27 protein-coding genes and 1 other RNA gene are annotated in these 25,780 nt (G+C 66.8%); 20 read left to right on the top strand and 8 right to left on the bottom strand.

The window, feature by feature from the left end:
• Positions 1–137: 137 nt before the first annotated feature.
• Both AC06DU_RS17655 and AC06DU_RS17650 read left to right on the top strand, forming a co-directional pair.
• Positions 138–1,205, top strand: coding sequence for a class I SAM-dependent methyltransferase (locus AC06DU_RS17655; RefSeq protein ID WP_478202924.1), 1,068 nt, complete (start codon positions 138–140; stop codon positions 1,203–1,205).
• On the top strand, positions 1,202–1,915 hold the full coding sequence (locus tag AC06DU_RS17650; RefSeq protein WP_478202923.1) for a pseudouridine synthase: 714 nt from the start codon (positions 1,202–1,204) through the stop codon (positions 1,913–1,915). The genes AC06DU_RS17655 and AC06DU_RS17650 overlap by 4 nt, the downstream gene beginning before the upstream one ends.
• A gap of 76 nt (positions 1,916–1,991) precedes the next feature.
• On the opposite strand, the gene AC06DU_RS17645 is transcribed toward AC06DU_RS17650, so the two are convergent.
• The 6 genes from AC06DU_RS17645 to AC06DU_RS17620 all read right to left on the bottom strand — a co-directional run bounded on the left by AC06DU_RS17645 (position 1,992) and on the right by AC06DU_RS17620 (position 7,311).
• Positions 1,992–2,798, bottom strand: a complete 807-nt coding sequence (locus AC06DU_RS17645) for an SDR family oxidoreductase (RefSeq protein WP_047129393.1) — start codon at positions 2,796–2,798, stop codon at positions 1,992–1,994.
• A 187-nt stretch (positions 2,799–2,985) separates the two neighbouring features.
• Positions 2,986–3,546, bottom strand: coding sequence for a DUF1415 domain-containing protein (locus tag AC06DU_RS17640; RefSeq protein ID WP_016903456.1), 561 nt, complete (start codon positions 3,544–3,546; stop codon positions 2,986–2,988).
• 135 nt (positions 3,547–3,681) lie between these two features.
• The gene (locus AC06DU_RS17635; protein ID WP_478202922.1) at positions 3,682–4,509 is read right to left on the bottom strand and encodes an alpha/beta hydrolase; all 828 of its coding nucleotides are present in this window, start codon (positions 4,507–4,509) and stop codon (positions 3,682–3,684) included.
• A complete protein-coding gene (locus AC06DU_RS17630) occupies positions 4,496–6,235 on the bottom strand; it encodes an ATP-binding response regulator (protein ID WP_478202921.1) in 1,740 nt (579 codons plus the stop codon). The genes AC06DU_RS17635 and AC06DU_RS17630 overlap by 14 nt, the downstream gene beginning before the upstream one ends.
• The gene (locus tag AC06DU_RS17625) at positions 6,228–6,692 is read right to left on the bottom strand and encodes a hypothetical protein (RefSeq protein ID WP_126966604.1); all 465 of its coding nucleotides are present in this window, start codon (positions 6,690–6,692) and stop codon (positions 6,228–6,230) included. Before AC06DU_RS17625 ends, AC06DU_RS17630 begins: the two co-directional genes overlap by 8 nt.
• A gap of 133 nt (positions 6,693–6,825) precedes the next feature.
• Positions 6,826–7,311, bottom strand: coding sequence for a YajQ family cyclic di-GMP-binding protein (locus tag AC06DU_RS17620; protein WP_016903460.1), 486 nt, complete (start codon positions 7,309–7,311; stop codon positions 6,826–6,828).
• Between the two features lie 106 nt (positions 7,312–7,417).
• On the opposite strand from AC06DU_RS17620, the gene AC06DU_RS17615 reads away from it, so the two are divergent.
• From AC06DU_RS17615 to AC06DU_RS17590, 6 genes are all read left to right on the top strand, one after another.
• Positions 7,418–8,314 carry a DMT family transporter gene (locus AC06DU_RS17615; RefSeq protein WP_065032901.1) on the top strand — a complete coding sequence of 299 codons (897 nt, stop codon included), beginning with the start codon at positions 7,418–7,420 and terminating at the stop codon, positions 8,312–8,314.
• Positions 8,315–8,518: 204 nt separating this feature from the next.
• The gene (locus AC06DU_RS17610; protein WP_016903462.1) at positions 8,519–9,526 is read left to right on the top strand and encodes a methionine ABC transporter ATP-binding protein; all 1,008 of its coding nucleotides are present in this window, start codon (positions 8,519–8,521) and stop codon (positions 9,524–9,526) included.
• Positions 9,523–10,215 (top strand): methionine ABC transporter permease, encoded by a 693-nt coding sequence (locus AC06DU_RS17605; protein ID WP_024940266.1) that lies wholly within the window; start codon positions 9,523–9,525, stop codon positions 10,213–10,215. The genes AC06DU_RS17610 and AC06DU_RS17605 overlap by 4 nt, the downstream gene beginning before the upstream one ends.
• Positions 10,216–10,351: 136 nt before the next feature.
• Positions 10,352–11,155: a MetQ/NlpA family ABC transporter substrate-binding protein gene (locus AC06DU_RS17600; RefSeq protein WP_054592382.1), complete on the top strand. Its 804-nt coding sequence runs from the start codon at positions 10,352–10,354 to the stop codon at positions 11,153–11,155.
• 62 nt (positions 11,156–11,217) lie between these two features.
• A non-coding RNA gene (locus AC06DU_RS17595) (sX9 sRNA) lies at positions 11,218–11,293 on the top strand.
• Positions 11,294–11,318: 25 nt separating this feature from the next.
• On the top strand, positions 11,319–11,876 hold the full coding sequence (locus tag AC06DU_RS17590) for a CcdC protein domain-containing protein (protein WP_024940264.1): 558 nt from the start codon (positions 11,319–11,321) through the stop codon (positions 11,874–11,876).
• Between the two features lie 85 nt (positions 11,877–11,961).
• Here AC06DU_RS17590 and AC06DU_RS17585 read toward each other — a convergent pair whose 3' ends face one another.
• Complete coding sequence (locus AC06DU_RS17585; protein WP_016901022.1) at positions 11,962–12,633, bottom strand: OmpW/AlkL family protein; 672 nt, start codon at positions 12,631–12,633, stop codon at positions 11,962–11,964.
• Between the two features lie 175 nt (positions 12,634–12,808).
• On the opposite strand from AC06DU_RS17585, the gene AC06DU_RS17580 reads away from it, so the two are divergent.
• The 5 genes from AC06DU_RS17580 (at position 12,809) to lpdA (ending at position 18,729) form a co-directional block, all read left to right on the top strand.
• Positions 12,809–13,336: a DNA-deoxyinosine glycosylase gene (locus AC06DU_RS17580; protein WP_478204449.1), complete on the top strand. Its 528-nt coding sequence runs from the start codon at positions 12,809–12,811 to the stop codon at positions 13,334–13,336.
• Positions 13,337–13,570: 234 nt separating this feature from the next.
• A complete protein-coding gene (locus tag AC06DU_RS17575; RefSeq protein ID WP_039529675.1) occupies positions 13,571–14,329 on the top strand; it encodes a DUF2884 family protein in 759 nt (252 codons plus the stop codon).
• Between the two features lie 128 nt (positions 14,330–14,457).
• Positions 14,458–16,236 (top strand): dihydrolipoyllysine-residue acetyltransferase, encoded by a 1,779-nt coding sequence (locus tag AC06DU_RS17570; protein ID WP_478202920.1) that lies wholly within the window; start codon positions 14,458–14,460, stop codon positions 16,234–16,236.
• The gene (locus AC06DU_RS17565) at positions 16,233–16,880 is read left to right on the top strand and encodes a hypothetical protein (protein ID WP_054592378.1); all 648 of its coding nucleotides are present in this window, start codon (positions 16,233–16,235) and stop codon (positions 16,878–16,880) included. The genes AC06DU_RS17570 and AC06DU_RS17565 overlap by 4 nt, the downstream gene beginning before the upstream one ends.
• Before the next feature lie 16 nt (positions 16,881–16,896).
• Positions 16,897–18,729: a dihydrolipoyl dehydrogenase gene (lpdA, locus tag AC06DU_RS17560; RefSeq protein WP_039525258.1), complete on the top strand. Its 1,833-nt coding sequence runs from the start codon at positions 16,897–16,899 to the stop codon at positions 18,727–18,729.
• A 433-nt stretch (positions 18,730–19,162) separates the two neighbouring features.
• Here lpdA and AC06DU_RS17555 read toward each other — a convergent pair whose 3' ends face one another.
• Entirely contained in the window at positions 19,163–19,975 is an 813-nt protein-coding gene (locus AC06DU_RS17555; RefSeq protein ID WP_026064024.1) for a hypothetical protein, read from the bottom strand.
• Positions 19,976–20,503: 528 nt separating this feature from the next.
• Here AC06DU_RS17555 and AC06DU_RS17550 point away from each other — a divergent pair.
• The 7 genes from AC06DU_RS17550 to atpG all read left to right on the top strand — a co-directional run bounded on the left by AC06DU_RS17550 (position 20,504) and on the right by atpG (position 25,757).
• Entirely contained in the window at positions 20,504–20,869 is a 366-nt protein-coding gene (locus AC06DU_RS17550) for a hypothetical protein (RefSeq protein ID WP_016901016.1), read from the top strand.
• Between the two features lie 25 nt (positions 20,870–20,894).
• A complete protein-coding gene (gene atpB, locus AC06DU_RS17545; protein WP_016901015.1) occupies positions 20,895–21,695 on the top strand; it encodes a F0F1 ATP synthase subunit A in 801 nt (266 codons plus the stop codon).
• Positions 21,696–21,768: 73 nt separating this feature from the next.
• Positions 21,769–22,071: a F0F1 ATP synthase subunit C gene (gene atpE, locus AC06DU_RS17540; protein WP_002814105.1), complete on the top strand. Its 303-nt coding sequence runs from the start codon at positions 21,769–21,771 to the stop codon at positions 22,069–22,071.
• 113 nt (positions 22,072–22,184) lie between these two features.
• Positions 22,185–22,655 carry a F0F1 ATP synthase subunit B gene (locus tag AC06DU_RS17535; RefSeq protein WP_016901014.1) on the top strand — a complete coding sequence of 157 codons (471 nt, stop codon included), beginning with the start codon at positions 22,185–22,187 and terminating at the stop codon, positions 22,653–22,655.
• Positions 22,656–22,658: 3 nt separating this feature from the next.
• Complete coding sequence (locus AC06DU_RS17530) at positions 22,659–23,186, top strand: F0F1 ATP synthase subunit delta (RefSeq protein WP_016901013.1); 528 nt, start codon at positions 22,659–22,661, stop codon at positions 23,184–23,186.
• A gap of 47 nt (positions 23,187–23,233) precedes the next feature.
• The gene (atpA, locus tag AC06DU_RS17525; protein ID WP_047127371.1) at positions 23,234–24,781 is read left to right on the top strand and encodes a F0F1 ATP synthase subunit alpha; all 1,548 of its coding nucleotides are present in this window, start codon (positions 23,234–23,236) and stop codon (positions 24,779–24,781) included.
• 112 nt (positions 24,782–24,893) lie between these two features.
• On the top strand, positions 24,894–25,757 hold the full coding sequence (gene atpG, locus AC06DU_RS17520; RefSeq protein ID WP_047129381.1) for a F0F1 ATP synthase subunit gamma: 864 nt from the start codon (positions 24,894–24,896) through the stop codon (positions 25,755–25,757).
• Positions 25,758–25,780 lie beyond the last annotated feature (23 nt).

Here is a 25,780-nt window from a genome sequence, read left to right as displayed (position 1 = left end):
CATCAATAGACCGTATAGACATTGGAAGGGCCGCCGTCTGCGGGTCACGCAATCGAATGCCCGCCCAAGCGGGCGCCAGGGCGGGCGGCAGGCAGCGCTCCCTTACAATGGCGGCCTGTTCCCGACCCGATGATCCGATGGCTGGCCCGCACGATGCCCCGCTTCAAGCTCTGTTTCTGCCCTTCGCCCAGGGCGTGCTGCCATGGCCCAGCGGCCCGGTGCTGTTCCTGCGCGCGCGCGACGGGTTCCCGCTGCGCGAGCATGCGGCTGCCGATGCGCTGACCTGCGAGCAGAGCTTTCGCCCCTTCGCCGAGGCGCTGGAGCGCAATGGCTGGAACGTGCGCGAAGAGAGCGAGATCGAGGCCGACAGCACCCGTTATGCCCTGGTGCTGGTGTTGCCGCCGCGGCAACGCGAGGAAGCGCGTGCCCTGTTCGCGCGCGCGGTCGCGCTGGCCGCACCGGGCGGCCGCGTGGTGGCCTGCCAGTCCAACAACGAGGGCGCGCGCTCGGGCGAGGCGGATCTGCGTCAGCTCACCGGCCTGGCCGGCAGCCTGACCAAGCACCATTGCCGCACCTACTGGAGCGCGCCGCTGCCTGCCGACACCGATGCGGCGCTGCAGGCGCGCTGGGCCGCGCTGGATGCGCCGCGCCCCATTCTGGACGGGCGCTTCGTCAGTCGCCCCGGTGTGTTTGCCTGGGACCGCATCGATCCTGCCTCGGCGCTGCTGGTCGAGCATCTGCCGAGCACCCTGGCCGGACACGGCGCCGATCTGGGCGCGGGCTTCGGCTATCTGTCGGCCGAGGTGCTGGCGCGTTGCCCCAAGGTCACCGGGTTGGATCTGTACGAGGCCGAGGCGCGCGCGCTGACCCTGGCGCGGCGCAACCTGCAGGCCATCGCGCATCCGGCGCAGCTGCAGTACCACTGGCGCGACGTCACCGCCGGCCTGGGGGCGCAGTACGATTTCATCGTCAGCAACCCGCCGTTCCACACGCCTTCGCGCGCCGATCGTCCGGATATCGGCCAGCGCTTCATCGCCGTAGCCGCGCAGGCCCTGCGCCCGGGTGGGCAGCTGCTGCTGGTCGCCAACCGGCATCTGCCCTACGAGTCCGTGCTCAACGAAAGCTTCGGGCAGGTGCGCGTGGCCGCCGAACGCGACGGCTTCAAGCTGATTTCCGCCATCCGTGGCCGCGGAGCGCGCGCATGAAGCTGGTCAAGCACATCGCCAACCTCGGCTACGGCAGCCGCAAGCAGGTGACCCAGTTGTTTCGCCAGGGCGCGGTCACCGACGCCGCCGGCGAGGTGCTGTATGCCGACGACCAGGTGGAGCACGATGCGATCCGCATCGATGGCGAACCGCTGGATCCGCCAGCTGGTTTCAGCCTGTTGCTGCACAAGCCCGGCGGCTACACCTGCTCGACCAAGGACACCGGCCGGCTGATCTACGAACTGCTGCCGCCGCGCTTCCGTTCGCGCGCGCCGGTGCTGGCGCCGGTGGGGCGGCTGGATCGCGAGACCAGCGGCATGTTGCTGATGACCGACGACGGCGCGCTGCTGCACCGGATCATTTCGCCCAAGTCGGCGCTGGACAAGGTCTACGACGTCACCCTGGCCGACGACCTGCGCGGCGACGAGGCGGCGCTGTTTGCCAGCGGCACGCTGTTGCTGGACGGCGAAACCAAGCCGCTGCTGCCGGCCGAACTGGAAGTGCTCGGCCCACGCGAGGCACGCCTGACCCTGCACGAAGGCCGCTACCACCAGGTGCGGCGCATGTTCGCCGCCGCCGGCAATCACGTGGTGGCCTTGCACCGCAGCCGCATCGGTGGCTTGGCGCTGGACGGTCTGCCGTCCGGGCAATGGCGCGCGCTGGAGGCAGGGGATCTTGCGGTGTTGTTCGGCCGCAGCGAGCAGGCCTGAGCCACGCCGCTAGTGCTTGCGCCTGCGGCGCTCCGGGCCTGCGCGGTCTACTGCAGGCCGCGTGCGCCGCAATGCTTCAGACGTACTGCATCTTGCGCGACATGCCGCCATCGACGATGAAGTCCTGCCCGGTCACAAAGCCGGACAGCTGCGGCGACAGCAGATAGACCGCCAGTTGCGCGATGTCTTCCGGTGTGCCGACCCGTCCGGCCGGATGCTGGGCATGGTCGCGCCGCGACAACTTGGGTGTGCGCCGGCGCGCCGGTGCGCGCCAGGCGTCGGTGCTGATCCAGCCCGGACTGATGCTGTTGACGCGCACCTGCGGGCCTTCGCTTAGCGCCAAGGCGTGGGTGAAGGCCACCAGCCCGCCCTTGGCGGCGGCATAGGCTTCGCTATGCGGCTCGGATTGCCAGGCGCGGGTGGAGGCGATGTTGACGATCGCACCGCCGCCCTGGGCCTGCGCCAATGCGGGCAAGGCCTGCTTGCTGCACAGGAAGGCGCCATGCAGGCTGGCCAGCCGGTGATTCCACTCGTCCCAGTCCAGCTGCGGCAGTGGCGCCACATGCGGATCGGCCACACCGGCGTTGTTGACCAGGCCATCGAGTCGCCCGAAGCGGGTGCGCGCGGTGGCGATCAGGCGCGCTGCCTGGGCCGGGCGCGCGGCATCGCACCGCACGAAGGCACTGCGTCGCGGCAATGCCCACTCCTGCAGGCAGGCCTTGCCGGCATCGGCATCCAGGTCGCCGATCACCACGCTGCCACCGGCGCCCAGCACCGCCTGCGCGATGCCACGGCCGATGCCTTGGGCGCCGCCGGTGATCACCACCACGCGGTCCTGCAACGGGGAGGGATTCCATGCGGAGACGGCGGGGGTCAGGGGCATCGGGCGCACCAGGGGAGTGAGGTCGCGCGCACTGTAACGCGGGCGCCGTGGTGGCCGTAGCAACGCGATCGCCGCGCGCGAGGCATGCAGATTGGTGGCTTGCCCGCCGTTAGCGCGTCATGCCGCGCTGCTGCGCGCCGGCATCGCTGCGCGTTTCAGGCACGCGCAACCGCACCCGATGCGGCGGTCAGTGCTGCGATGCGCTCAACAACCGCTCCCAGCCGTCCTGGCCCAGGCGTTCCAGCGTCTGGATATTGCGTTCGACGATCACGTCCGGATCCGGAAACGCGGCCACCGCACGCTCCACGCTGTCTTCGCGCAGCAGGTGCAGGGTGGGGTAGGGCGAGCGGTTGGTGAAGTTGGCCACGTCATCCACCGCCGCGCCTGCGAACTGATAGTCCGGATGGAAGCTGGCCACCTGCAACACGCCACCCAGATCCAGCGCTTCCACCGCCGCATCGGCGTTGTCGAGGAAGTCATTGTAGTCCAGGAAATCGGTGAGCACGTCCGGATGCACGATCAAGGTGGTGTCGATCTGCTCGGCCGGCGTGTCGCGCAGCAACACCAGCTCCTCGGCCAGTTGTTCGAGCAGCGCTTCGGGCGTGCTGGCATCGCTGAGCACCAGCCGCACCTGCTCCTTGACGTAGACCGCCTTGGCGAACGGGCACAGATTCAGGCCGATCACCGCGCGCTCGATCCACTGGCGGGTGGCGGTCAACGGGTCGAGCGTGGCAGGCGTGGTCGTCATCGTGGCGGCGGCGTGATGGTGGGCCAGTGTATGCGATCGCTGCCGGCGCGGCCGCCTGTGCCGGTGCAGCGCAGCGCAAAGCCGGCGCTTGGCGGAATGCGGGAAGAACTGCAGCAGTTGCAGCGCTGAGGCGGCCTAGGTGGCATCCGCATGCGTGTTTGCGCCGACATGCGCGCGCAAAAACGCAATCGATGCCTGCGCAACTTTATCGGCGTGCGCGGTCTTGTGCGGCGAGCCGATCGCATGCGCGCCGGTGTCGAAGGCCATCGCGCAGGTGTGCTCCGCCGCGGTGCCGAGCGCAGCGAACATCGCCAGCATCGCCGGCACCGAGGCGGTGGGATCCTCCTCGCCGTTGGCAGCGCGGTAATAGCCCAGAAACACCGGGCATTGCACGCGTGGCCACGGTGGATCGGCGGCAACCGCGTCGAACAGGCTGCGCAGCGCGCGCAATCCATCTGGGTGGATGGTGCCGGACCAGAACGCCAGCGACGCGGCGGTGCGCGGGCGCGGGTCGGTCAAGGGCGTCTGCGCGGCGCAGACCTGATCCAGCAGCGCCGGGTCGGCCGGCCGGATGCCCGGTGACCAGGCGACCACCGCAGCCACCGCGTCGGGGCGCTGCGCCGCAAGCCACAAGCCCAGCGTGGCACCCATGGACGAGCCGACGATCGCCACGCGTGTGCCCATGCGCCGTGCCTGCGCCAGTGCATCTAGGGCCGAGGCCTGTAACGCTGCCGGCGTCAGCCCCTGCATCGCATCGGCGGCGCTGCGGCCATGCCCGGGCCAACGGTGCACGTACAGGTTGGCAGCCAGCGCATCGGCGATCTGCTCGGGCAGTTCGCCGGCTTCTCCCGGGCTGGCGGCGAACCCGTGCAGGTACAGCAGCGCCAGCGGCGTGCGTGTGCGCGCGGCGGTGTGCCAGTGCCGGCGTGCCGCGTTGCCCGGTTTCAGGTCAGCCGGTTGCATGGGTGGCATGCGCGGCGAGGATGGCCAGCAATTGGTGCGCATTGATCGGTTTGGACAGATAGCCGGCCACGCCGGCCGCGGTGGCCTCGCGCATCGAATCGGTGCGGGTGTCGGCGGTCAGCACGATGATCGGCGGCAGCGCGGCGATCGCCGCGCGCGCCTCACCCAGCGCGTCCCAGCCCGAGGTGCCGGGCATGTGCAGGTCGAGGAACACCAGGTCCGGCGCTGCCTCGCGGATGCGCTGCACCGCGTTGCTGCCATCGCTGTGAAAGCTCACCCGGTGCCCAGCGCGGGTGAGCAGATTGCCGATCACCAGCCGATTGGTGTCCATGTCCTCGAACACCAGGCAGTGCAGCGGCGGCACCGTCTCGGCATGCTGTTGCAGGGCCTCGCGCAGCGCCGGCGGGCGGCAGCCTTGCGCTGCGGCGGCGGCCAGTGCGAAGGTCCAGCGAAATACGCTGCCGCCGCCGGGGTTGTCGCGCACGCTCAGGCTGCCGCCCATCGCCTCGGACACCGACAGCGCTATGAACAGGCCCAGCCCGACCCCGCCCTCGGCACGGCTGAAACCGGTGCTGAGCTGGGTGAAGGGCGTGAAGATATAGGCCTTCTGGGCGTCGGGGATGCCGATGCCGGTATCGGTCACGGTTACCGCGATCGCCCAGCGCTGCTGCACCTGCGTGGCGGCGATCAGCACATCGACCGCGCCACCGGCCGGGGTGAACTTGATCGCATTGATGACCAGATTGGTGATGACCTGTTCGATACGCCCCTCGTCGCCGATGAGGTCAGGCGTCTGCGCGGCATCGCTGCGCAGCGCCAGCGCCACGCCCTTGGTCGACGCTGCACTCGCGCACACCGCTTTGACCGTGGCCAGCACGTCGAGCAGGCTCAGCGGCTTGCTGTGCAGCTGCAGCCGGCCACCGTCGATGCTGGCCACGTCGATCACTTCGTTCACCCGATGCCGCAGCGCGATCGCATTGACCGTCACCGCCTGCATCAGTTCGCGCTGTTGCGCCGACAAGGTGTCGCTGTCGATCAGTTGCGCGCAGTTGATGACCGCGTTCAACGGCGTGCGCAGTTCGTGGTTCATGGTGCTGATGAAGCGGCTCTGCGCATCGCGCGCGGCCAGCGCCTGCAGGGCGATCTCCTGCATTGCGCTGACGATGCGCGCCACCAGCAGCGGCAGCACCACGCTCAGCGCCACTGCATAAACAAAGTAGGCCGGCCGCGACAGCCAGTAGCCCGCCGGCGCGGTCAGCAGCATCAGCACGAAGGTGCTGAGCAGCACCAGCAGCGTCGCCTTCTGCCCATAGCGCGCCACCGCGGCGATGGTGATGAAGGGCAGGAAGGCGTTCAGCGACATCAGCAGGATAAAGGCCAGATAGGTCTGGATGCCGATGAACAGCAGGTTCATCGCAAACCCGACCGCGTCCAGCCACTCGCCCGGCGGGATGATCCTGCGTCGCACCAGCACCATCCAGATCACCGCCACCATCCACAGCGTCACTGCGGTGGGGAAGACCGCCTGTGCATCCCTGACCAGCACCGGCTGCGGCCCGTACAGCCAGCCGAAGCACCACAGCGCCACGATGGTCTGCACGATCACCCGGCCGACGCAGGCGCGGTATTCCAGGAACGATTCGAACAGCCGCACCAGCCTGTCGTTGCGCAGCTGCCGGGCGGCCAGAATCAGGCCGGGCGCTGCACGGTTGGATCCACTACGCATCGGGGGCGGTGTCGTCGTTGGGGAGGGTGCGCCGGTAATTCTCGACCAGCAGGCCGGCCGCGGTCGCAATCGCGGTGTAGCGCTGCGCGAGCGCGGACCCGGGTTCGCCGCCGTCGACATCGCCGCGCAACCGGTCGCAGGCGTTCAGCAGTTCGCCAGAGCCGGTCAGCGAGAGCGTGTTCTTGAGCGCATGGATCTGCTCCAGTGCCTGCGCCTGGGTGGTGCTGGCCTGGCCGAGCGTGCAGCTGGCGATGGCGCGCTGCACTTCCACCGCAAACGCATCGGCAAACGCCGCGGCCGCCAGCGGGTCCAGCCCGGCCAACGTGTGCAGCGTCGAGCCGGCTTCGATGCGTGGCTGTGCGTGCGTCACGGCGCACGCCGTCCCGGCAGCGGGCGGCGCCTGCGGCACCGTGGCCGGGTGCGCGCGTTGCAACAGGCTGGAGAGCAGGCCGCGCATGCTTGCATCAGATCCGTAACGCGCCGGTGTGCGCGCGGCCGATGCCCGGGCAGCGGACGGCTGCCACGCCGCGCTGTGCGGCCCGCCTGCACAGCGCGGCACGACAAGGCGCCGTGTCAGCCATCACGCGTGCTCAGTCGCGGAAGTTGTCGAACTGCAGCGGCAGCTCGAAATCGGCCTTCTTCAGCAGCGCCATCGCGTCCTGCAGATCGTCGCGCTTCTTGCCGCTCACGCGCAGCTTGTCGCCATTGATCTGCGCCTCGACCTTGAGCTTGGCTTCCTTCAGCTTGGCCACCAGTTGCTTGGCCTGCTTCTGCTCGATGCCCTGCTTGACGGTGACCTTCTGGCGCGCACCGGCCAGGTTGGTTTCCATGTCGCCGAACTCCAGGCAACGCACGTCGATGCCGCGTGCCAGCAGGCGCGCGCGCAGGATGTCGGTCATCTGCTTGACCTGGAAATCGCTGGGTGCGGACTGGTTGATCGCCTTGCCGTCTTCCAGCTCGAACCTGGCCTCGACCCCCTTGAAATCGAAGCGCGTATCCAGCTCGCGGTTGGCCTGGTCCACCGCATTGGTCAGTTCGTGCTTGTCGACTTCGGACACCACGTCGAAGGAAGGCATGCAAAGCTCCTGCTGTCTGTAAACAGCCGCCATTCTAGGGCATCGCGTCATCGCCCCTGTCGACACAGGGTTGCCAGGCTGCGCGCACGCGCAGCGATAATGGTCCATGCCCACCACCCGCTCTCCGCTTCCCGCCATCGCCTGGATGGTGGCCGCCGTGGCCTGCTTCTCGCTGATGGATGCGGGAATGAAGCTGCTGTCGGCGCATTACCCGCCGCTGCAGGTCACCCTGCTGCGCGGCGCCGCCTCGCTGCCGTTCGTGCTGGTGTGGGTATTCGCCACCGCCGGCCCGCGCTCGATCGTGCCGGTGCGCTGGGGCCTGCACCTGCTGCGCGGGGCGCTGGGCATGGTGATGATCGGCTGCTTCGTCTACGGCCTGAAGCGCATGCCGCTGTCGACCGCCTACACGCTGTATTTCGTCGCCCCGTTGCTGGTGGCGGCGCTGTCGGTGCCATTGCTGGGCGAGCGGGTCGGGCCACGCCGCTGGACGGCGATCGGCATCGGCCTGGTCGGGGTGATCGTGGTGTTGCGCCCGGGCGTGGACGGGCTGATCTCGCTGCCCGGGCTGATGGTGCTGCTGGCGGCCACCGCCTATGCCATCGCCGCCATCACCGTCAGTTTGCTGACCCGCACCGACACCCCGCAGGCGATGGTGGTGTGGTTCCTGCTGTTCATGGCGGTCGGTGCCGGCCTGCTGGCCATTCCCGACTGGGTGCCGTTGCGGGGCGAGCACGCCTGGCTGATCGCCGGCATGGGCCTGGCCGGCGCACTGGGGCAGATTGCGCTGACCCAGGCCTTCCTGCGCGGCGAGGCCTCGATGATCGCGCCGCTGGAATACACCGGCCTGGTCTGGGTGATCGGCTGGGACTGGCTGCTGTGGCAGACCCTGCCCGACAGCTGGACCTGGACTGGCGCCGGCATCATCGTCGCCAGCGGGCTGTATCTGCTGCGCCGGGAGCGGATTCGGAAGGCGGATCGGCCGATGTCGTTGGATAAGCCGTGATTGGGGATTCGGGATTTGGGATTGGGGATTCGCCAGAGCAACGGCAAGGCACTCTGGCTTTTGCGAATCCCGAATCCCGAATTTCCAATCCCGTCCTATGCCAATCCCTAATCCCGACTCCCAAATCCCAACTTAGAACTCATTGGAATATCGTCCGCAAACATTGACTGGTAGGCTTCACGGCCCCCCAATCGGCCACGCGCGGTGATCCAGTTTCAGCGCCTGCACAAGTCTTATTCCGTTGACGGTCGCCAGATCGTGGCGCTGCATCCACTCGATCTGCGGATCGGCCCCGGCGAGGTGTTCGGCATCATCGGCCATTCCGGTGCCGGCAAGTCGACCCTGATCCGGCTGATCAACCGGCTGGAAGAGCCCAGCGGCGGGCGGCTGCTGATCGGCGACGAGGACGTCACTGCGCTGGACAGCCAGGGCCTGCGCGCGCTGCGTCGGCGTGTCGGGATGATCTTCCAGCACTTCAACCTGCTGTCCTCGCGCACCGTCGCCGGCAATGTGGCGTTTCCGCTGGAACTGGCCGGCACCCCGCGCGCCGAGGTCGATGCGCGCGTGGCCGAGCTGCTGGCACGGGTCGGGCTGGAGCAGCATGCCAGCAAGTATCCGGCGCAGCTGTCCGGCGGGCAGAAGCAGCGCGTGGGCATCGCGCGCGCGCTGGCCACCCGGCCGCAGATCCTGCTGTGCGACGAGGCCACCAGCGCGCTGGACCCGCAGACCACCGCCTCGGTGCTGCAGCTGCTGGCGCAGATCAACCGCGAGCTGGGCCTGACCATCGTGCTGATCACCCACGAGATGGACGTGATCCGCCGGGTCTGCGACCGCGTCGCGGTGCTGGATGCCGGCAAGCTGGTGGAAACCGGCCCGGTGACCGAGGTATTCCTGCACCCGCAGCACGCCACCACCCGGCGCTTCGTGTCCGAAGCCGAGCACGTGGACGAGGCCGAGCTGCATCGCGACTTCGCTGCGGTGGGCGGGCGCATCGTGCGGCTGACCTTCCTGGGCAACGGCACCTACGAACCGGTGCTGGGCCGTATCGCCCGCGAGACCGGGGTCGACTACAACATCCTGTCCGGGCGCGTGGACCGCATCAAGGACACCCCGTACGGCCAGCTCATCGTCGCGCTGACCGGCGGCGACCATAACGCGGCACGCGCCGGCTTCGTCGCTGCCGGCGTGCACGTGGAGGATCTGCGCGTATGACTCTGATCGCCACGACAAGCGGGTTTTTCCGCAATCTCGATGCCGCCAAGTGGGGCGATATCGGCCAGGCCACGCTCGACACCTTGCTGATGCTGGCCGGCGCGTTGCCGCTGACGCTGCTGATCGGCCTGCCGCTGGGCGTTGCGCTGTTCCTGTGCGGTGCCCCGCAGCTGCGCCGCCGCCCGGTGCTGTACGGGGTGCTCGCGGCACTGATCAACCTGCTGCGCTCGGTGCCCTTCATCATCCTGATGATCGCGATGATTCCGCTCACGCTGATGCTGATGGGCACCTCGCTGGGCGTGCGCGGCGCGATCCTGCCGCTGGTGGTCGGCGCCGCACCGTTCTACGCGCGGCTGGTGGAAACCGCCTTGCGCGAAGTGGACCGCGGGATCATCGAAGCCAGCCAGGCGATGGGCGCCACCACCCGCCAGCTGGTGTTGCGCGTGCTGCTGCCCGAAGCGCGCCCGGGCCTGATCGCCGGCGCCACCGTGACCACCATCGCGCTGATCGGTTTCACCGCGATGGGCGGTGCGATCGGCTCCGGCGGGCTGGGCGATGTCGCGTACCGCGAGGGCTATCTGCGCTCGCATTCGGATGTCGCGCTGATCACCGTGATCGCCCTGCTGGTGCTGGTGCAGCTGCTGCAGATGCTGGGCGACTGGCTGGTGGCGCGCTACAGCCGGCGCTGAGCTCGACCGCGATCGCGTGTTGCCGGCGCGCGCAGGGCCCAGCAAGCACACGGGCCTGCCGATCGCGGCTCCACCTGCGGTCTGCTAGGTTTAGCGCTTGCGGCAGTGCCGCATTCCTCCTCCCACGGACCCCCACATGAACACATTCGCGTTTCGTTCCCTCCTGGCTGCGGCCACGCTGGCCCTGGCCTCCTGTGGCGGTAGCGGTGGCAGCAGCGGCGGCGACACACTGACGGTGGCCGCCACCGCGGTGCCGCATGCCGAGATCCTGGAGGTGGTCGAACCGCTGCTGGCCAAGCAGGGCGTCAAGCTGGACGTGCGCGTGTTCAACGACTACGTGCAGCCCAACGACCAGGTCGTGCAGAAGCAGATCGACGTCAATTACTTCCAGACCGAGCCGTACCTGGACGCCTACAACCGCGACCGCAAGAGCCAGCTGGTGACCGTGGTCGGCGTGCATATCGAGCCGTTCGGTGCGTATTCGCGCCGGTTCAAGACGCTGGCCGAGCTGCCTACCGGCGCAGATGTGGTGATTCCCAACGACCCGAGCAACAACAGCCGCGCGCTGATCCTGCTCGACAAGGCGGGCGTGATCAAACTCAAGGACCCGAGCAATGCCCTGTCCAGCCAGCGCGACATCGTCGAGAACCCCAAGCAGCTGAAGTTCCGCGAGCTCGACTCGGCGATGCTGCCGCGCGTGCTCGACCAGGTCGACCTGGCACTGATCAATACCAACTACGCGCTCGACGCCGGCCTCAATCCGACCCGCGACGCGCTGGCGATCGAGAGCAAGGACTCGCCGTACGTGAACTTCCTGGTCTCGCGCCCGGACAACAAGGACGACCCGCGCGTGCAGAAGCTGGCCAAGGCCTTGACCAGCCCGGAAGTGAAGGCGTTTATCGAGCAGAAGTACAAAGGCGCGGTATTGCCGGCGTTCTAAGAGCGGCGGTCCAACCGACCGCGCTCACCGCCAGGCGGGTGCGGCCGGCGCCCGGCATCGGCATGCACCTCGCGGACACGCCGGTTGCTGCGCGCCGTCCACGTTCACCTGGCGTCCGCGCGTTTCGGGTTGCCAACCACTCTTCGCCGCCACCGAGCATGTGATGCCACTTCTCCTCGCCATACCGCTGGCCGTGATCATCGCCCTGGCGGTGTTCGCGGTGCTGTTGCCGTTGTCGCTGGTGCAGCGCTTTCGTGTCGGCACCGCGCGGCGGCAGGCACGCGGCTGGCTGTTGATGATCAATCTGGTCTCGGCCGGCCTTTCCACGGTGTTGTTCGTGATCTTCGTGTTGATCGCCGCCGCGTTCTGGCCCGGCGCGATCAGCCATGCCGCCTTCGGCTGGGCCTGCGGGCTGGCGCTGGGGCTGCTGGCACTGCGTCTGACCCGCTTCGAGCGCACCCAGCAGGGGCTGTTCTACCGGCCCAACCTGTGGCTGGTGCTGGCCTTGACCGCGCTGGTGGTGGTACGTGTGATCGCCGGCATGGTGCAGGGGTGGCGCAGCACTTGGCAGGGTGCTGCCTGGCCCACGGAAGGGTGGCTCAGTCACGCCAGCCTGTTGGGCGCGGCCGGCGTACTGCTCGGCTATGCGCTCGCCTATGCCACCTTGTTGTGGTGGCGCTGGCGCAGCGCGCGCCTGCGCGGCAGCGTCTACTGGCGCTGAGCGGGCGGCGCCACGATTCCAAAGCATAAAAAAACGGGCCTTGCGGCCCGTTCTTGTTCGACTGAAACGTCGCTTGCCGGCGTGCTTAGAAGCGCGCGCCGACGCCGAAGCCGACGGTCCACGGATCCAGTTCCAGCTCGCTGCCGGTGCCCTGGCCGCCCACGCGCAGTTCCGGACGCGAACGCATGTAGCGGGCGTCGGCACGTGCGAACCAGGTGGAGTTGATGTTCATGTCCACGCCGACGGTGCCGATGACACCCTTGGCGGTGTCCAGGCCCACGTGCTGGCCGGTGGCCGACGCCGCGTCGATCTTCTCGTTGCTGAAGTTCGACTCGTAGTAGCCCACGCCCACGAACGGACGGAACACGTTATCGGCCTGGCCGAAGTGGTACTGGCCGCTGATGGCGATCGGCTGCTGCTCGACGGTACCGATCTTGCCCACGCCATCGGCGTTGACACGGTGGTTGAACTTGTCAGCGGCGCCCCACAGCTCAACGGCCCAGTTGTCGTTGATGTAGTAGCTGGCGCTCAGCGTCGGTGCCGGGCCGCCATCGACGTCCAGGCCGGGAGCCGGATCGTTCTTCGGCTTGATCAGAGCAACACCGCCGACCACTGCCCAATGCTTTCCGGAAGCGCTATCGGCGCTGGTGGAAGCCGAGGAGGTGTCGCCGGTGTAGGTGGTGTCTTGTGCAAATGCCGACGGCGCAAACGCAAGTGCGGATACGGCAGCCAGGCTCAGGATGGAAATGGCACGCATTGGGGGTCTCCTCAGTGTTCTTGTTAGGCCCGTGGAGTGGGCCGCGCCAAAGCTATTCCTGAAAATCTGAATCCACGCCCACCCGTGGCTCGCTAAAATTTCGTTTGTTCAGCAAGTTTCCGGAGAAGGCCGTGGCTGCAACAGGCAAGCTGAAAAAGACATTCACGCAGATGCGATCGCCGTGACGAAAACCGACCTGTTGCAGGGCCTTCCAGCGCACATTCCTAACGATTGCCGTGTCCTGGTGCTCGGCTCGATGCCGGGCACCGCCTCGTTGCACGCGGCGATGTACTACGCCCATCCGCGCAACCGTTTCTGGCCGCTGATGCAGGAACTGCTGGGCATCCACGCCGGGTTGGCATATCCGGCGCGCCTGCAGGCGCTGGCCAACTGCGGGGTGGGCCTGTGGGATGTGATCGGCCAATGCGAGCGGCACGGCAGCCTGGACACTGCCATCGTCGCCAGCAGCATCGTGGTCAACCCGCTGGCGGCGCGGCTGGCGACGCTGCCGCAGCTGCGCGCGGTCGCCTGCAACGGGGCGGCCGCCGCGCAGGCATGGCGCCGCCATGTGCAGCCGCTGCTGCCAGTTGCCCTGCATACGGTGCCGGTATGGGCCTTGCCGTCCACCAGCCCGGCCAATGCAGCATGGTCGCTGCCACGGCTGTGCGCGGCGTGGCAGCCGCTGCGCGACGCGCTGGATTAGCGACGTCGGATCGCCGCGCAACCAATCCATGAGCGAAGACATCAGCGAGCCAATGGCGCCATGCGAGCCATGTGCCTGCGTCGTGGCGGAGTTGGCCGACACCTGTCACCACCGCAACGCCGGCCGTGTAGGTCAGGGCGCAGCCACCGGCCGGAAGTCATGCCAGCGTCCGGCACGGGCCAGTGCTGCTCCTGGGCAGGCATGTTGCAGCCAACGCATAACGGAAGCGACCAGATGGCGATCAAGCACGCACTACCGATGGCAGCGGGCCTGCTGCTGGGTCTGTTGGTCGCCGTACCGGCTGCCAGCGCCGACGATCTGCATTGCAATGTCAGCAGCGACTACGACCTCACGCTCAATCCGCGCAGCCTGATCCTGATCCGCGCGTCGGGTACGCCGCAGCGGCTGGTGATGCGCCAGGGCGCGTTGTTCGTCGACGACCGCTGGGTCGCGGTGAGCGCGGACGATCGCGCGCGGTTGATCCAGTTCGAGCGGCAGACCCGCGACGTGGTGCCGCTGGCGCAGGAGGTCGGGCGTGAAGCGGCCGACATCGCCGTCACTGCGCTGGGCGAGGTGGCGGCCGGCTTCAGCCGCAGCCCCGAGGCCACACGCGTGCAGCTGGCGGCCGTGCGCGAAAAGATCGACACCCGCCTGAAGCAGAGTTTCGGCAAGAGCCAGCTCACCTCGATCGATATCGATGACGACATCGGCGCGATGGTGGCCGAGCTGCTGCCGCAGCTGATCGGCGATGTCGTCGCCGGTGCGGTGCAGTCGGCACTGACCGGAAACGATCTGCAGCTGCGGTCGCTGGAAGGGGTGGAAACGCGCATCGAGCGCCTGATCGAGCCGCAGGCGCGTGCGTTGCGGCCACGCGCGCAGCAACTGTGCACGCGTGTCGAGGCGCTCGACGGCTTGGACAATGCGCTGGCGTATCGTTTGCCCTCGGGCGAGCCACTGCAACTGTTGCGGGTCGATCGACGCGCGTCGAAATGATCCGGCGCATGCGCCGGCGAACGCTGCATCCCGTCCGGTGCGCGACTTTTTCCACGGCAATGGTTGGCGCTGCGGCCCGCAGCCGGCCACAATAGGGGTTTCCCCATTCTGTTGCCGGAGTTCCCCGTATGGCCGAAATCAAGGAAGCACTTGTCCCCGATATCGGTGACTACAGCGATGTCCCGGTAATCGAGGTGCTGGTGTCGGTCGGCGATACGGTCAGCAAGGACCAGAGCCTGGTCACGCTGGAATCGGACAAGGCCACGATGGAAGTGCCCTCGTCGGTGGCCGGCGTGGTCAAGGAGATCAAGGTCAAGGTCGGCGATTCGCTGTCGCAGGGCGCGCTGGTCGCGCTGATCGAAGTGGCCGACGCCGGCGCCGAAACCGCCGCCGCACCCGCCCCGGCCGCCGCTCCGGCCGCTCCGGCCAAGGCTGCGCCCGCTGCCGCGCCGGCGCCTGCCGCCAAGGCCGAGCCGGCTGCGCCTGCCGCGTCCTCGGACGGCGGCCTGGTCGAGGCCCGTGTGCCCGATATCGGCGATTACACCGACATCCCGGTGATCGAGGTGCTGGTCGCCGTCGGCGATACCGTCGTCAAGGACCAGAGCCTGGTCACGCTGGAATCGGACAAGGCCACGATGGAAGTGCCGTCCTCGGCCGCCGGTGTGGTCAAGGAACTCAAGGTCAAGGTCGGCGACACGCTCTCGCAGGGCAATGTGGTGGCGATCATCGCTGCCAGCGATGGCGGCGCCGGAGCGGCGCAGTCCCCGGCCAAGCCCAGCACCGACACCGCCGAAACCGCCGGCAAGGTCGAGCCGGTCGCCGTGTCTGCGGTGCCGGACAAGCTGGCCCAGCGCGAGATCGCGCAGGTGCAGGGCGCCCGGTCCAGCGAGGCCGCGCAGCCTGCGCAGGGCGGTCAGCCGTCGGCCGGGCAGCCGTCCAGCCCGCCGGTGACCTTCGACGCCGACAGCGTGCTGCCGTCCAAGGTGGCCTACGCCAGCCCAGTGGTGCGCGTGTTCGCACGCGAGCTCGGCGTGGATCTGAACCAGCTCAAGGGCAGCGAAAAGGGCGGCCGCATCACCCGTGAGGACGTGCAGCGCTTCGTCAAGGCCGCACTCAGCGGCGGCGCGCCTGCCGCAGCCGGGGCCGCACCGGCCGGTGGTGGCAACGGTCTGAACCTGCTGGCCTGGCCGAAGGTGGACTTCAGCAAGTTCGGCGAGACCGAGACCCAGCCGCTGTCGCGCATCAAGAAGATTTCCGGTGCCAACCTGGCACGCAACTGGGCGATGATTCCGCACGTCACCCAGTTCGAATCGGCCGACATCACCGACCTGGAAGCCCTGCGCGTGGCGTTGAACAAGGAAAACGAGAAGGCCGGCATCAAGCTGACCATGCTCGCCTTCCTGGTCAAGGCCAGCGCCGCCGCGTTGAAGAAGTTCCCCGAGTTCAACGCCTCGCTGGATGCGGCCGGCGAGAACCTGACGCTGAAGAAGTACATCAACATCGGCTTCGCCGCCGACACCCCGAACGGCCTGGTCGTGCCGGTGATCCGCGACGTCGACAAGAAGGGCGTGCTGCAGATCGCGCAGGAAAGCGGCGAGCTGGCCAAGAAGGCGCGCGACGGCAAGCTCGGCCCGGCCGACATGAGCGGCGGCTGCTTCTCGATCAGCTCGCTGGGCGGCATCGGTGGTACGGCGTTCACGCCGATCATCAATGCGCCGGAAGTGGCGATCCTGGGCGTGTCCAAGTCGGCGATGCAGCCGGTGTGGAACGGCAAGGAGTTCGCACCCAAGCTGATGCTGCCGCTGTCGTTGAGCTACGACCACCGCGTCATCGACGGCGCGCTGGCCGCACGCTTCACCACCTACCTCAGCCAGGTGCTGGCCGACATGCGCCGCGTCCTGCTGTGAGAGCAGCGCTGCTGACCTTCGCCCTGCTGGGCGTGCTGCCGTGGACATCCGCGGCGGCACGCGAGTGCGAGAGCACCCTCGGGCGCGGCTGGCCGCCGGCGGTGGGCAACTACGGCACCGCGGTGACCACGCTGCTCGACGCCGGCACCAGGCCGAGCCTGTCGCTGCTGACGCTGCCTACCCGCGGCGTGGAAAGCGGCGTATCGCTCGTGCCGGGCAAGGACGGTGCCGACTGGACTTTGCGGCACAGCCGCGCCGACGAGCGCGTCTACAGCTGGGTCAGCCAGAGCGATCGTGGCAGCGTGCAGTTCCGCACCGCGCAAACCCCGGAAACGGTCGAGATCCCGATTCCGGCGGCGTTGGCAAGGCGCCTGGTCAGCAACTGGACCGGCGCACTGACGCAACTGGCGCCGAGCGGTCGCAGCGCCCCGGTGAGCGAGGGCGAGGTGCTGTCGTTCCAGGTCGATGGCGTGCGTTACAGCGGCACCCGCCCGAGCTGCGGCGCCGGCGAGTTGCTGCTGCAGCAGGCCGCGTTGCTGATCGAAGCCAGCGAAGGCAAGGAAAAGAAGCGCGACAAGCGCTGGACCCAAATCGAATCGTCGCTGGATGAACTCCAGCAGACGCTTGCCGGCACGGCCGGTTGAGCCACAGGAGAAGCAAATGGCGGTCATTGAAATCAAGGTTCCCGACATCGGCGATTACAGCGATGTCCCCGTCATCGAAGTGCTGGTCGCCGTCGGCGACAGCGTGGTCAAGGATCAGGGCCTGGTGACGCTGGAGTCGGACAAGGCCACGCTGGAAGTGCCGTCCTCGGCCGCCGGTGTGGTCAAGGAGCTCAAGGTCAAGGTGGGTGACAGCCTGTCCGAAGGTGCGCTGGTGCTGCTGCTGGAAGCCGAAGGCGAGGCCGCCGCACCGGCTGCGCCCGCCAAGGCCGACAGCAAGCCCGCACCGGCGGCTGCGGCGCCTGCCGCCGCGCCCGGCAGCAAGCCGCCGGTAACGCCGTCGCATCGCGCGCCGGCCGAACCGGCGCCGTCCAAGCCGGCGCTGGCCAGCGGCAAGCCGGCCGATATCGAATGCAAGATGGTGGTGCTCGGCGCCGGCCCTGGCGGCTACACCGCCGCATTCCGCGCCGCCGACCTGGGCCTGGATACGGTGCTGATCGAGCGCTACGCCAGCCTGGGCGGGGTCTGCCTCAATGTCGGCTGCATCCCGTCCAAGGCGCTGCTGCATGCCGCCGCGGTGATCGACGAAGTGGCGCACGCCGGCGATTTCGGCGTGGACTTCGGCCAGCCCAGGATCACCCTGGACAAGCTGCGCGAGTACAAGGAAAAGGTGGTCGGCAAGCTCACCGGCGGCCTGGCCAGCATGGCCAAGCAGCGCAAGGTGCGCACCGTCACCGGCGTGGCGTCGTTCGTGTCGCCCAACGAGCTGGAGATCGTCGGCGACGACGGCAAGACCCAGCTGCTGCGCTTCGAGCACTGCATCATCGCCGCCGGTTCGCAGGCGGTGAAGCTGCCGAACTTCCCGTGGGACGACAAGCGCGTGATGGACTCCACCGACGCGCTGGAACTGCACGACATTCCCAAGACCCTGCTGGTGGTCGGCGGCGGCATCATCGGCCTGGAAATGGCCACGGTGTACAGCGCGCTCGGCAGCAAGGTGACCGTGGTCGAGTTCATGGACCAGCTGATGCCGGGCGCCGACAAGGACCTGGTCAAGCCGCTGGCCGATCGCCTGAAGAAGCAGGGCGTGGAGGTCCATCTCAAGACCAAGGCCACCGACGTCAAGGCCGACGCCGGCGGCATCACGGTGTCGTTCGAAGCGGCGACCGAAGGCGAGAAGCCGGGTCTGCAGGCCACCGCCTACGACCGCGTGCTGGTGGCGGTTGGCCGCACGCCCAACGGCAAGAAGATCGGTGCCGACAAGGCCGGCGTCACCATCACCGAGCGCGGCTTCATTCCGGTCGATCGGCAGATGCGCACCAACGTGCCGCACATCTTCGCCATCGGCGACATCGTCGGTAACCCGATGCTGGCGCACAAGGCCACCCACGAGGGCAAGCTGGCCGCCGAAGTGGCTGCCGGCGAGAAGAAGGAATGGGTGGCGCGGGTGATTCCGTCGGTCGCCTACACCAACCCGGAAATCGCCTGGGTCGGCGTGACCGAGACCGAGGCCAAGGCCAAGGGCCTGAAGGTCGGCGTGGCCAAGTTCCCGTGGGCCGCCAGTGGCCGCGCGATCGGCATCGGCCGCACCGAAGGCTTCACCAAGCTGATCTTCGACGAAGAAACCCACCGCGTGATCGGTGGTGCCATCGTCGGCGTGCATGCCGGTGATCTGCTGGCCGAGATCGGCCTGGCGATCGAGATGGGCGCCGAGGCCGAAGACATCGGCCACACCATCCACGCGCATCCGACCCTGAGCGAATCGGTCGGCATGGCCGCCGAGGTCTACGACGGCACCATCACCGACCTGTACATCCCCAAGAAGAAGTAAGCGCCGCCATTTGCGGCACGGCCAGCGACGCCCCGCCTTGCGCGGGGCGTTGTCGTTTCGGTGTGCTGCCGGGAGGGGTTGCAGGGTGCGGCCGTTCCCACCGGGGCGCTGCATGCGCCACGGAATGCAGTGCTCGCAGTGCTGATGCTCTGCGCTGTGGTCCCATGGCGCGTTGCAGCTGCGCAGCGGGACGAGGGTCCGGCGCATCGTCGCCGGGCACAATGACCTGCCGTGCGGCGCAGGCGGGCGTGACGGTGTGGATGCTGGTGCGGCATTGCCATGCCGATCCGGTCTTCAAGGCGCAGATGCCGGGTGCGCTGACGCAACAGGTAGCGCATGGCGATACCAGCGCACTCGCTGGTGCCGTCGGCACCGCACAAGAAAACAAAAGGCCCGCAAAACGCGGGCCTTTTGGTGCAACGCTGCGCGTCGATCAGAACGCGAACGTCACGCCCGCAACCGGGCCCTTGAACTCCTGCTTCAGACCGATCAGGCCATCGCTGCCGCGCTGGTCGACGTCGAGCTTGAACCAGTCGTAGCCGGCGAAGATGCCGAAGTTCTTGGTGAAGCGGTATTCGGCTATCGCGTTGGCGCGGCTCAGGTCGCCGTCGTAATCGCCAAAGTCGCCCCAGCTGGTGTTGAGGTACTGGCCCTGCACGTTGAACAGCCAATGCTCGCTCGGGCGCGCGGTGAAGCGGATGCCGACCACCGGCGCAACGCCGTCTTCGCTTTCGTCCAGCACATCGCCGCTGAAGACGCTGCCCAGGTCGGCGTACGCGTTGGCTTCGACCTTGGCGTATTCGGCGCCGATCTGCAGGCCCAGGCTGAATTCCGGCGAGTCGATCACCGAGTAGTCATACACCAGGGTGGCAACCTGATACTTCAGCTCGCCCTTGATGAAGCTGCCGGTCGGCACGGTGACGCCACCGCCGCTGATGTCCTGGGTCAGGGTCTCGCGGCGATCCTTGTCGTACTTGAAGTAATCGAAGATCAGGCGCTGGCGGGTGCTGATGCGGAACACGCCGTCGACGCGCGGCTCCCATTCCTTGCCGCCGAGCTTGAAGTCTTCGTTGACCGACACATTGTTGCCTGCCACCAGCGTGTTGCCACGGATGGTGTTGTCGTTGTCGACGTTCATCGCACCCAGACGGAGCTGGAAGCGGTCATCGGTATCTTCGGCGTGCGCCGGCGCGGCGTAGGCGGCAGCCAATACGCACGGGATGGCCAGTGCGAGAAGGTGTTTCATGGGGAGCTCCGAATTCTTGGAATGGTCAGGCGTTTCGGCCTGTGCGGCGCATCTTCGATAAGACGGCGTCTTCCATAAGTGAAGGAGCTGTCGCATTGCCGTGAAGGCCGGGATAGCAATCGGACAAAACGGTCCGCTGCTGCAGGGGTCAGACTTTAGTCGTACGTTGCGCAATCCGGGCGCCAGGCGCGAAGCGCCGCGGCATGGGTCAAGCCGCCATGGCACCGATTGGACCGCCAACGGGAAGGTCGCAGGGTGCGACAAAATGCGTAAAAAGCAGGAGCCCCGATGCTCCGGGGCTCCCATACGCGACCTGCGGCGGGACCTTTCGACGAGGATGTGCAGGCCTCGCGGGTTATGACCGCCGGTTTGTGGCAAAGTTCCCACCCGCCGCGGCAACCCTGTATGGTGCGACGCAGCAACGGATGACCTCTGCCGGTTGTCTCGCAATTTGTCCCATTGCTATACTTTCGCGGCTCGACGAGGCGCATCTGCGCTTCCCACTCATTCACACGTAAGGTAACCGTAGTGCTGAACTCCGTTGACGCGGGTCGGCGGTTGATGCTGCGCGCTGCGGTATATCCGCTTGCCGCTGTAGCTATAACCAGTCTGGGGTTGCTGTTGGTCGGTCCCCGTTACTCTGCCGGTCTGGCATTGACCGGGTTTGCGACGGTGCTGGGCGGTTGGGTGGCAGCACGTACCGCGCTAGGTGGCGGTATCCAGGCAGCCGGCATTGCCATGGTCCGGCTGATCCTGGCGATGGTGTTGAAGTGGGTGTTGGTTTTCGTGGCGCTGGCGCTTGGCTTCGGCCTGTGGCGGCTGCCTCCTCTGGCCTTGCTGGCGGGTATCGCCATCGGGCTGATTTTTCAGGTTCTGGCTCTGGCCAGGCGTTGATTCGAACTTAAAGGGCTCCGGACACATGGCGGGCGAGGCAGCAACACCTACCTCCTATATCCAGCATCACTTGCAGAACCTGATCTATCCGGTTCGCGAGGGTGGCGGCACGTTTTGGACCATCCACGTCGACACCCTGGTCATGGCGGTGCTGATGGGCCTGGTGATGGTCTTCGCGTTCTGGACGGCGACCCGCAATGCCACCGCCGGCGTGCCGGGCAAGTGGCAGGCGTTTGTCGAAATCTGCCTCGAGTTTGTCGACCGTCAGGCCAAGGACACCTATCACGGCAGCAGCAAGCTGGTGACGCCGATCGCGATCACCATCTTCTTCTGGATCCTGTTGATGAACCTCATCAAGATGATCCCGGCCGATTTCATCGCCATCCCGCTGGGCTGGGCCGGCATCCACGCCTGGAAGCCGGTGCCCACCGCCGACGTCAATGCCACCCTGGGCATGTCGATCAGCGTGTTCTTCCTGATGATCGTCTTCTCGCTGCGCTCCAAGGGCGTGGGCGGCATGACCAAGGAATTCCTGACGGCGCCGTTCGGCAAGTGGATGATGCCGTTCAACCTGCTTTTGAACATCGTCGAGTGGCTGAGCAAGCCGATTTCGCTGGCGATGCGACTGTTCGGCAACATGTTCGGCGGCGAGATCGTCTTCCTGCTGATCTGGGTGCTGGGCGGTGCGGGCATCGCCGGCATGGTCGCTGGCGGCGTATTCGGCCTCGGCTGGATGCTGTTCCACCTGTTGGTGATTCCGCTGCAGGCCTTCATTTTCATGATGCTGTCGATCGTGTATCTGAGCCTTGCCGAAGACAGTCACTGAGTTTCGCTGCACCCTTCATACGCTTCATCCCGATTCATCCATCACCCTTAGAAACTTTCGTTCGGAGATCACCATGTACCTCGCCGTCCTGACCAACCTCGCTCAAGTCCAGAGCTCCACCGTCCTCGCCGTCGGCATCATGATCGGCCTGGCCGCGCTGGGTGCCGGCCTCGGTCTGGCCATCATGGCTGGCAAGTTCCTGGAATCGGCTGCGCGCCAGCCGGAGCTGATCCCGGTGCTGCAGGTCCGCATGTTCATCACCGCCGGCCTGATCGACGCCGCGTTCATCATCAGCGTCGCCGTCGGCCTGCTGTTCGCCTTCGCCAACCCGCTGGCCCAGGTGTTCATCGAGCGTCTGTCGCAGGCTGCCGGCTGATCCAGCGGTAGCAGGATGTGGAGGCAACCGTGCGCGGTTGCGTCCGCGGATGAAGGTCGGAAAGCGTCGCCATGCGGTGGCGCTTTCACCCCTAAACAGCGATTGAGCGACCCATGGATATCACCCTTACCATCTTTGCCCAGGCGCTTGCCTTCGCCGGTCTGATCTGGATCGTCGCGACCAAGATCTGGCCGCCGCTGCTGCAGGCGATCGAAGAGCGTCAGCAAAAGATCGCTGAAGGTCTGGCTGCGGCCGATCGCAGTCAGAAGGATCTGGCGCAGGCGCAGGAAAAGGTCAACGAAGCACTGAAGGACGCACGCACCAAGGCCAACGAGATCATCGATCAGGCCCATGCGCGCGCCAACCAGATCATCGAAGCGGCCAAGCACGAGGCAATTGCCGAAGCCAACCGTCAGAAGGATCTGGCGCAGACCGAGATCGACGCGTCCGCCACGCGTGCCCGCGAGGAACTGCGCAAGCAGGTGTCCGTGCTGGCCGTCAGCGGTGCCGAGAAGCTGCTCAAGCGCGAAATCGATGCCAACGCCCACAAGGCGCTGCTCGACGAGCTGGCGGCGGAGATTTAATCGATGAGTCAGGCCCTCACACTTGCCCGTCCGTACGGCCGCGCCGCGTTTGCGATCGCGCGTGAGGGCGGCAACTTCGCGCCCTGGTCCGATGCGCTGGCGTTTTCGGCGCAGGTGGCCGGCGACCCGCGCGTGGCCGCGCTGCTGCTCAACCCGGCCCTGGGCCAGGATCAGGCAGTGACGTTGCTGGCGCCGCCGCAGGCGAGCGAAGACTACCTGCGTTTCCTCGGCCTGCTGGCCGACGCGCAGCGGCTGTCGCTGCTGCCGGAAGTGGCAGGACTGTACGAACAACTGCGGGCCGAAGCCGAACACGTCGTCAAGGCGACGGTGACCTCGGCGGCTGCAATGAGCCAGGCGGAACTGGACACGATCGCTGCTGCGCTGAAGAAGCGTTTCGGCCGCGAGGTGGACATCACCACCGCGGTGGATGCTTCGTTGATCGGCGGCGCGGTGATCGACACCGGCGACGTGGTCATCGACGGCTCGCTGAAGGGCAAGCTTGCGCGTCTGCAAAGCTCGCTCGCCCACTGAATTCACATAAACGCATGGCCCTCGCGGCCGGCACCTAGGACTGAACGATGGCAACCACGCTCAACCCCTCCGAAATCAGCGACCTGATCAAGACCCGCATCGAGGCGGTCAAGCTGTCCGCAGAGTCGCGCAACGAAGGCTCCGTGACCAGCGTGTCCGACGGCATCGTGCGCATCTTCGGCCTGGCCGACGTGATGCAGGGCGAAATGATCGAACTGCCGAACAACACCTTCGCGCTCGCACTGAACCTGGAGCGCGATTCGGTCGGCGCCGTGGTGCTGGGCGATTACGAGAACCTGCGCGAAGGCGACGTGGCCAAGACCACCGGCCGCATCCTGGAAGTGCCGGTCGGTCCGGAACTGCTCGGTCGCGTGGTCAACGCGCTGGGCGAGCCGATCGACGGCAAGGGCCCGCTGGGCGCCAGCCAGACCGCACCGGTGGAGCGCGTTGCGCCCGGCGTGATCTGGCGCAAGTCGGTCGACCAGCCGGTGCAGACCGGCTACAAGTCGGTCGATGCGATGATCCCGATCGGCCGCGGCCAGCGCGAGCTGGTCATCGGTGACCGCCAGACCGGCAAGACCGCGCTGGCGATCGACGCGGTGATCAACCAGAAGGGCACCGGCATCAAGTGCGTGTACGTGGCGATCGGCCAGAAGGCCTCGACCGTTGCCAACATCGTGCGCAAGCTCGAAGAGAACGGCGCGCTGGCGCACACCGTGGTGGTGGCTGCGACCGCGTCCGAATCGGCCGCGATGCAGTACATCAGCCCGTATGCCGGCTGCACCATGGGCGAGTACTTCATGGACCGCGGCGAAGACGCGCTGATCGTGTACGACGATCTGTCCAAGCAGGCCGTGGCCTACCGCCAGATCTCGCTGCTGCTCAAGCGCCCGCCGGGCCGCGAAGCCTATCCGGGTGACGTGTTCTATCTGCACTCCCGCCTGCTCGAGCGTGCTGCGCGCGTGTCCGAGGAGTACGTGGAGAAGTTCACCAACGGTGCGGTGACCGGCAAGACCGGTTCGCTGACCGCGCTGCCGATCATCGAAACGCAGGCCGGCGACGTGTCCGCGTTCGTGCCGACCAACGTGATCTCGATCACCGACGGCCAGATCTTCCTGGAAACCGACCTGTTCAACGCCGGCATCCGCCCGGCCGTGAACGCCGGTATCTCGGTGTCGCGCGTCGGTGGTGCGGCCCAGACCAAGATCATCAAGAAGCTGTCCGGCGGCATCCGTATCTCGCTGGCGCAGTACCGTGAGCTGGCCGCGTTCGCGCAATTCGCCTCGGACCTGGACGAAGCCACCCGCAAGCAGCTCGAGCGTGGTCAGCGCGTCACCGAGCTGATGAAGCAGAAGCAGTACGCGCCGATGTCCATCGCCAACCAGGCGCTGTCGATCTATGCCGTCAACGAGGGCTATCTCGACGAAGTGCCGGTCAACAAGCTGCTGGCGTTCGAAGAAGGCCTGCACGCGCACTTCGCCAACACCCAGGGTGAGCTGGTCTCCAAGATCAACAGCACCGGCGGCTGGGACAACGACATCGAAGCTGCCTTCAAGAAGGGCATCGAAGAGTTCAAGACCACGGGCAGCTGGTAAATCCAGCTGCGGGAATCGGGAATAGAGAATAGGGAATCGTCAAAGCGGGTTGGCTGTGCCAATTCCCGACTCACGATTCCCCATTCCCACTAAGCGAGCGAAGCGAGCGAGTATGGCAGGCGGACGCGAAATCAAAACCAAGATCAAGAGCGTGCAGAACACCCGCAAGGTGACGCGCGCGCTCGAAATGGTCTCGGCCTCCAAGATCCGCAAGGCGCAGGACCGTATGAAGACCTCGCGTCCGTACGCGCAGGCGATGAAGCAGGTGATCGGGCATCTGGCGCAGGCCAGCACCGATTACCAGCATCCGTTCCTGGTCGAGCGCGAGCAGGTCAAGCGGGTCGGTTACATCGTGATCTCTTCCGACCGCGGCCTGGCCGGCGGCCTGAACAACAACCTGTTCCGCAGGATGCTGGGCGAAGTGCGCCCGTGGCAGGACAAGGGTGCCGAGATCGACGTGGTGACCATCGGCCAGAAGGCTTCGGCGTTCTTCCGTCGCATCAAGGTCAACATGGTCGGCAGCGTCACCCATCTGGGCGACAGTCCGCAGATCGAGCAGTTGATCGGTGTGATCAAGGTGATGCTGGATGCCTTCGTCGAGGGCAGGGTGGACCGCGTGTATCTGGTCTACAACCGCTTCGTGAACACGATGACGCAGAAGGCCAGCTTCGATCAGCTGCTGCCGCTGCCGGCCGCCGAGCACAAGGTGGCGCACCACGATTGGGATTACCTGTACGAACCCGATGCCGCGACCGTGCTGGAGCACGTGATGACGCGTTACATCGAGTCGCTGGTGTACCAGGCCGTGCTGGAAAACGTGGCCTCCGAACATGCTGCGCGCATGGTGGCGATGAAGGCCGCCAGCGACAACGCCAACAAGATGATCGGCACCTTGCAACTGGTCTACAACAAGGCGCGTCAGGCGGCGATCACCCAGGAAATTTCGGAAATCGTCAGCGGCGCGGCCGCCGTATAGCCGGGAATAGGGAATGGAGAATC

The sequence above is a fragment of the Xanthomonas sp. NCPPB 3200 genome, from assembly GCF_056393585.1.
Note: the sequence above shows the minus strand (reverse complement) of the source record. Positions and strands in the feature narration are given on the sequence as shown.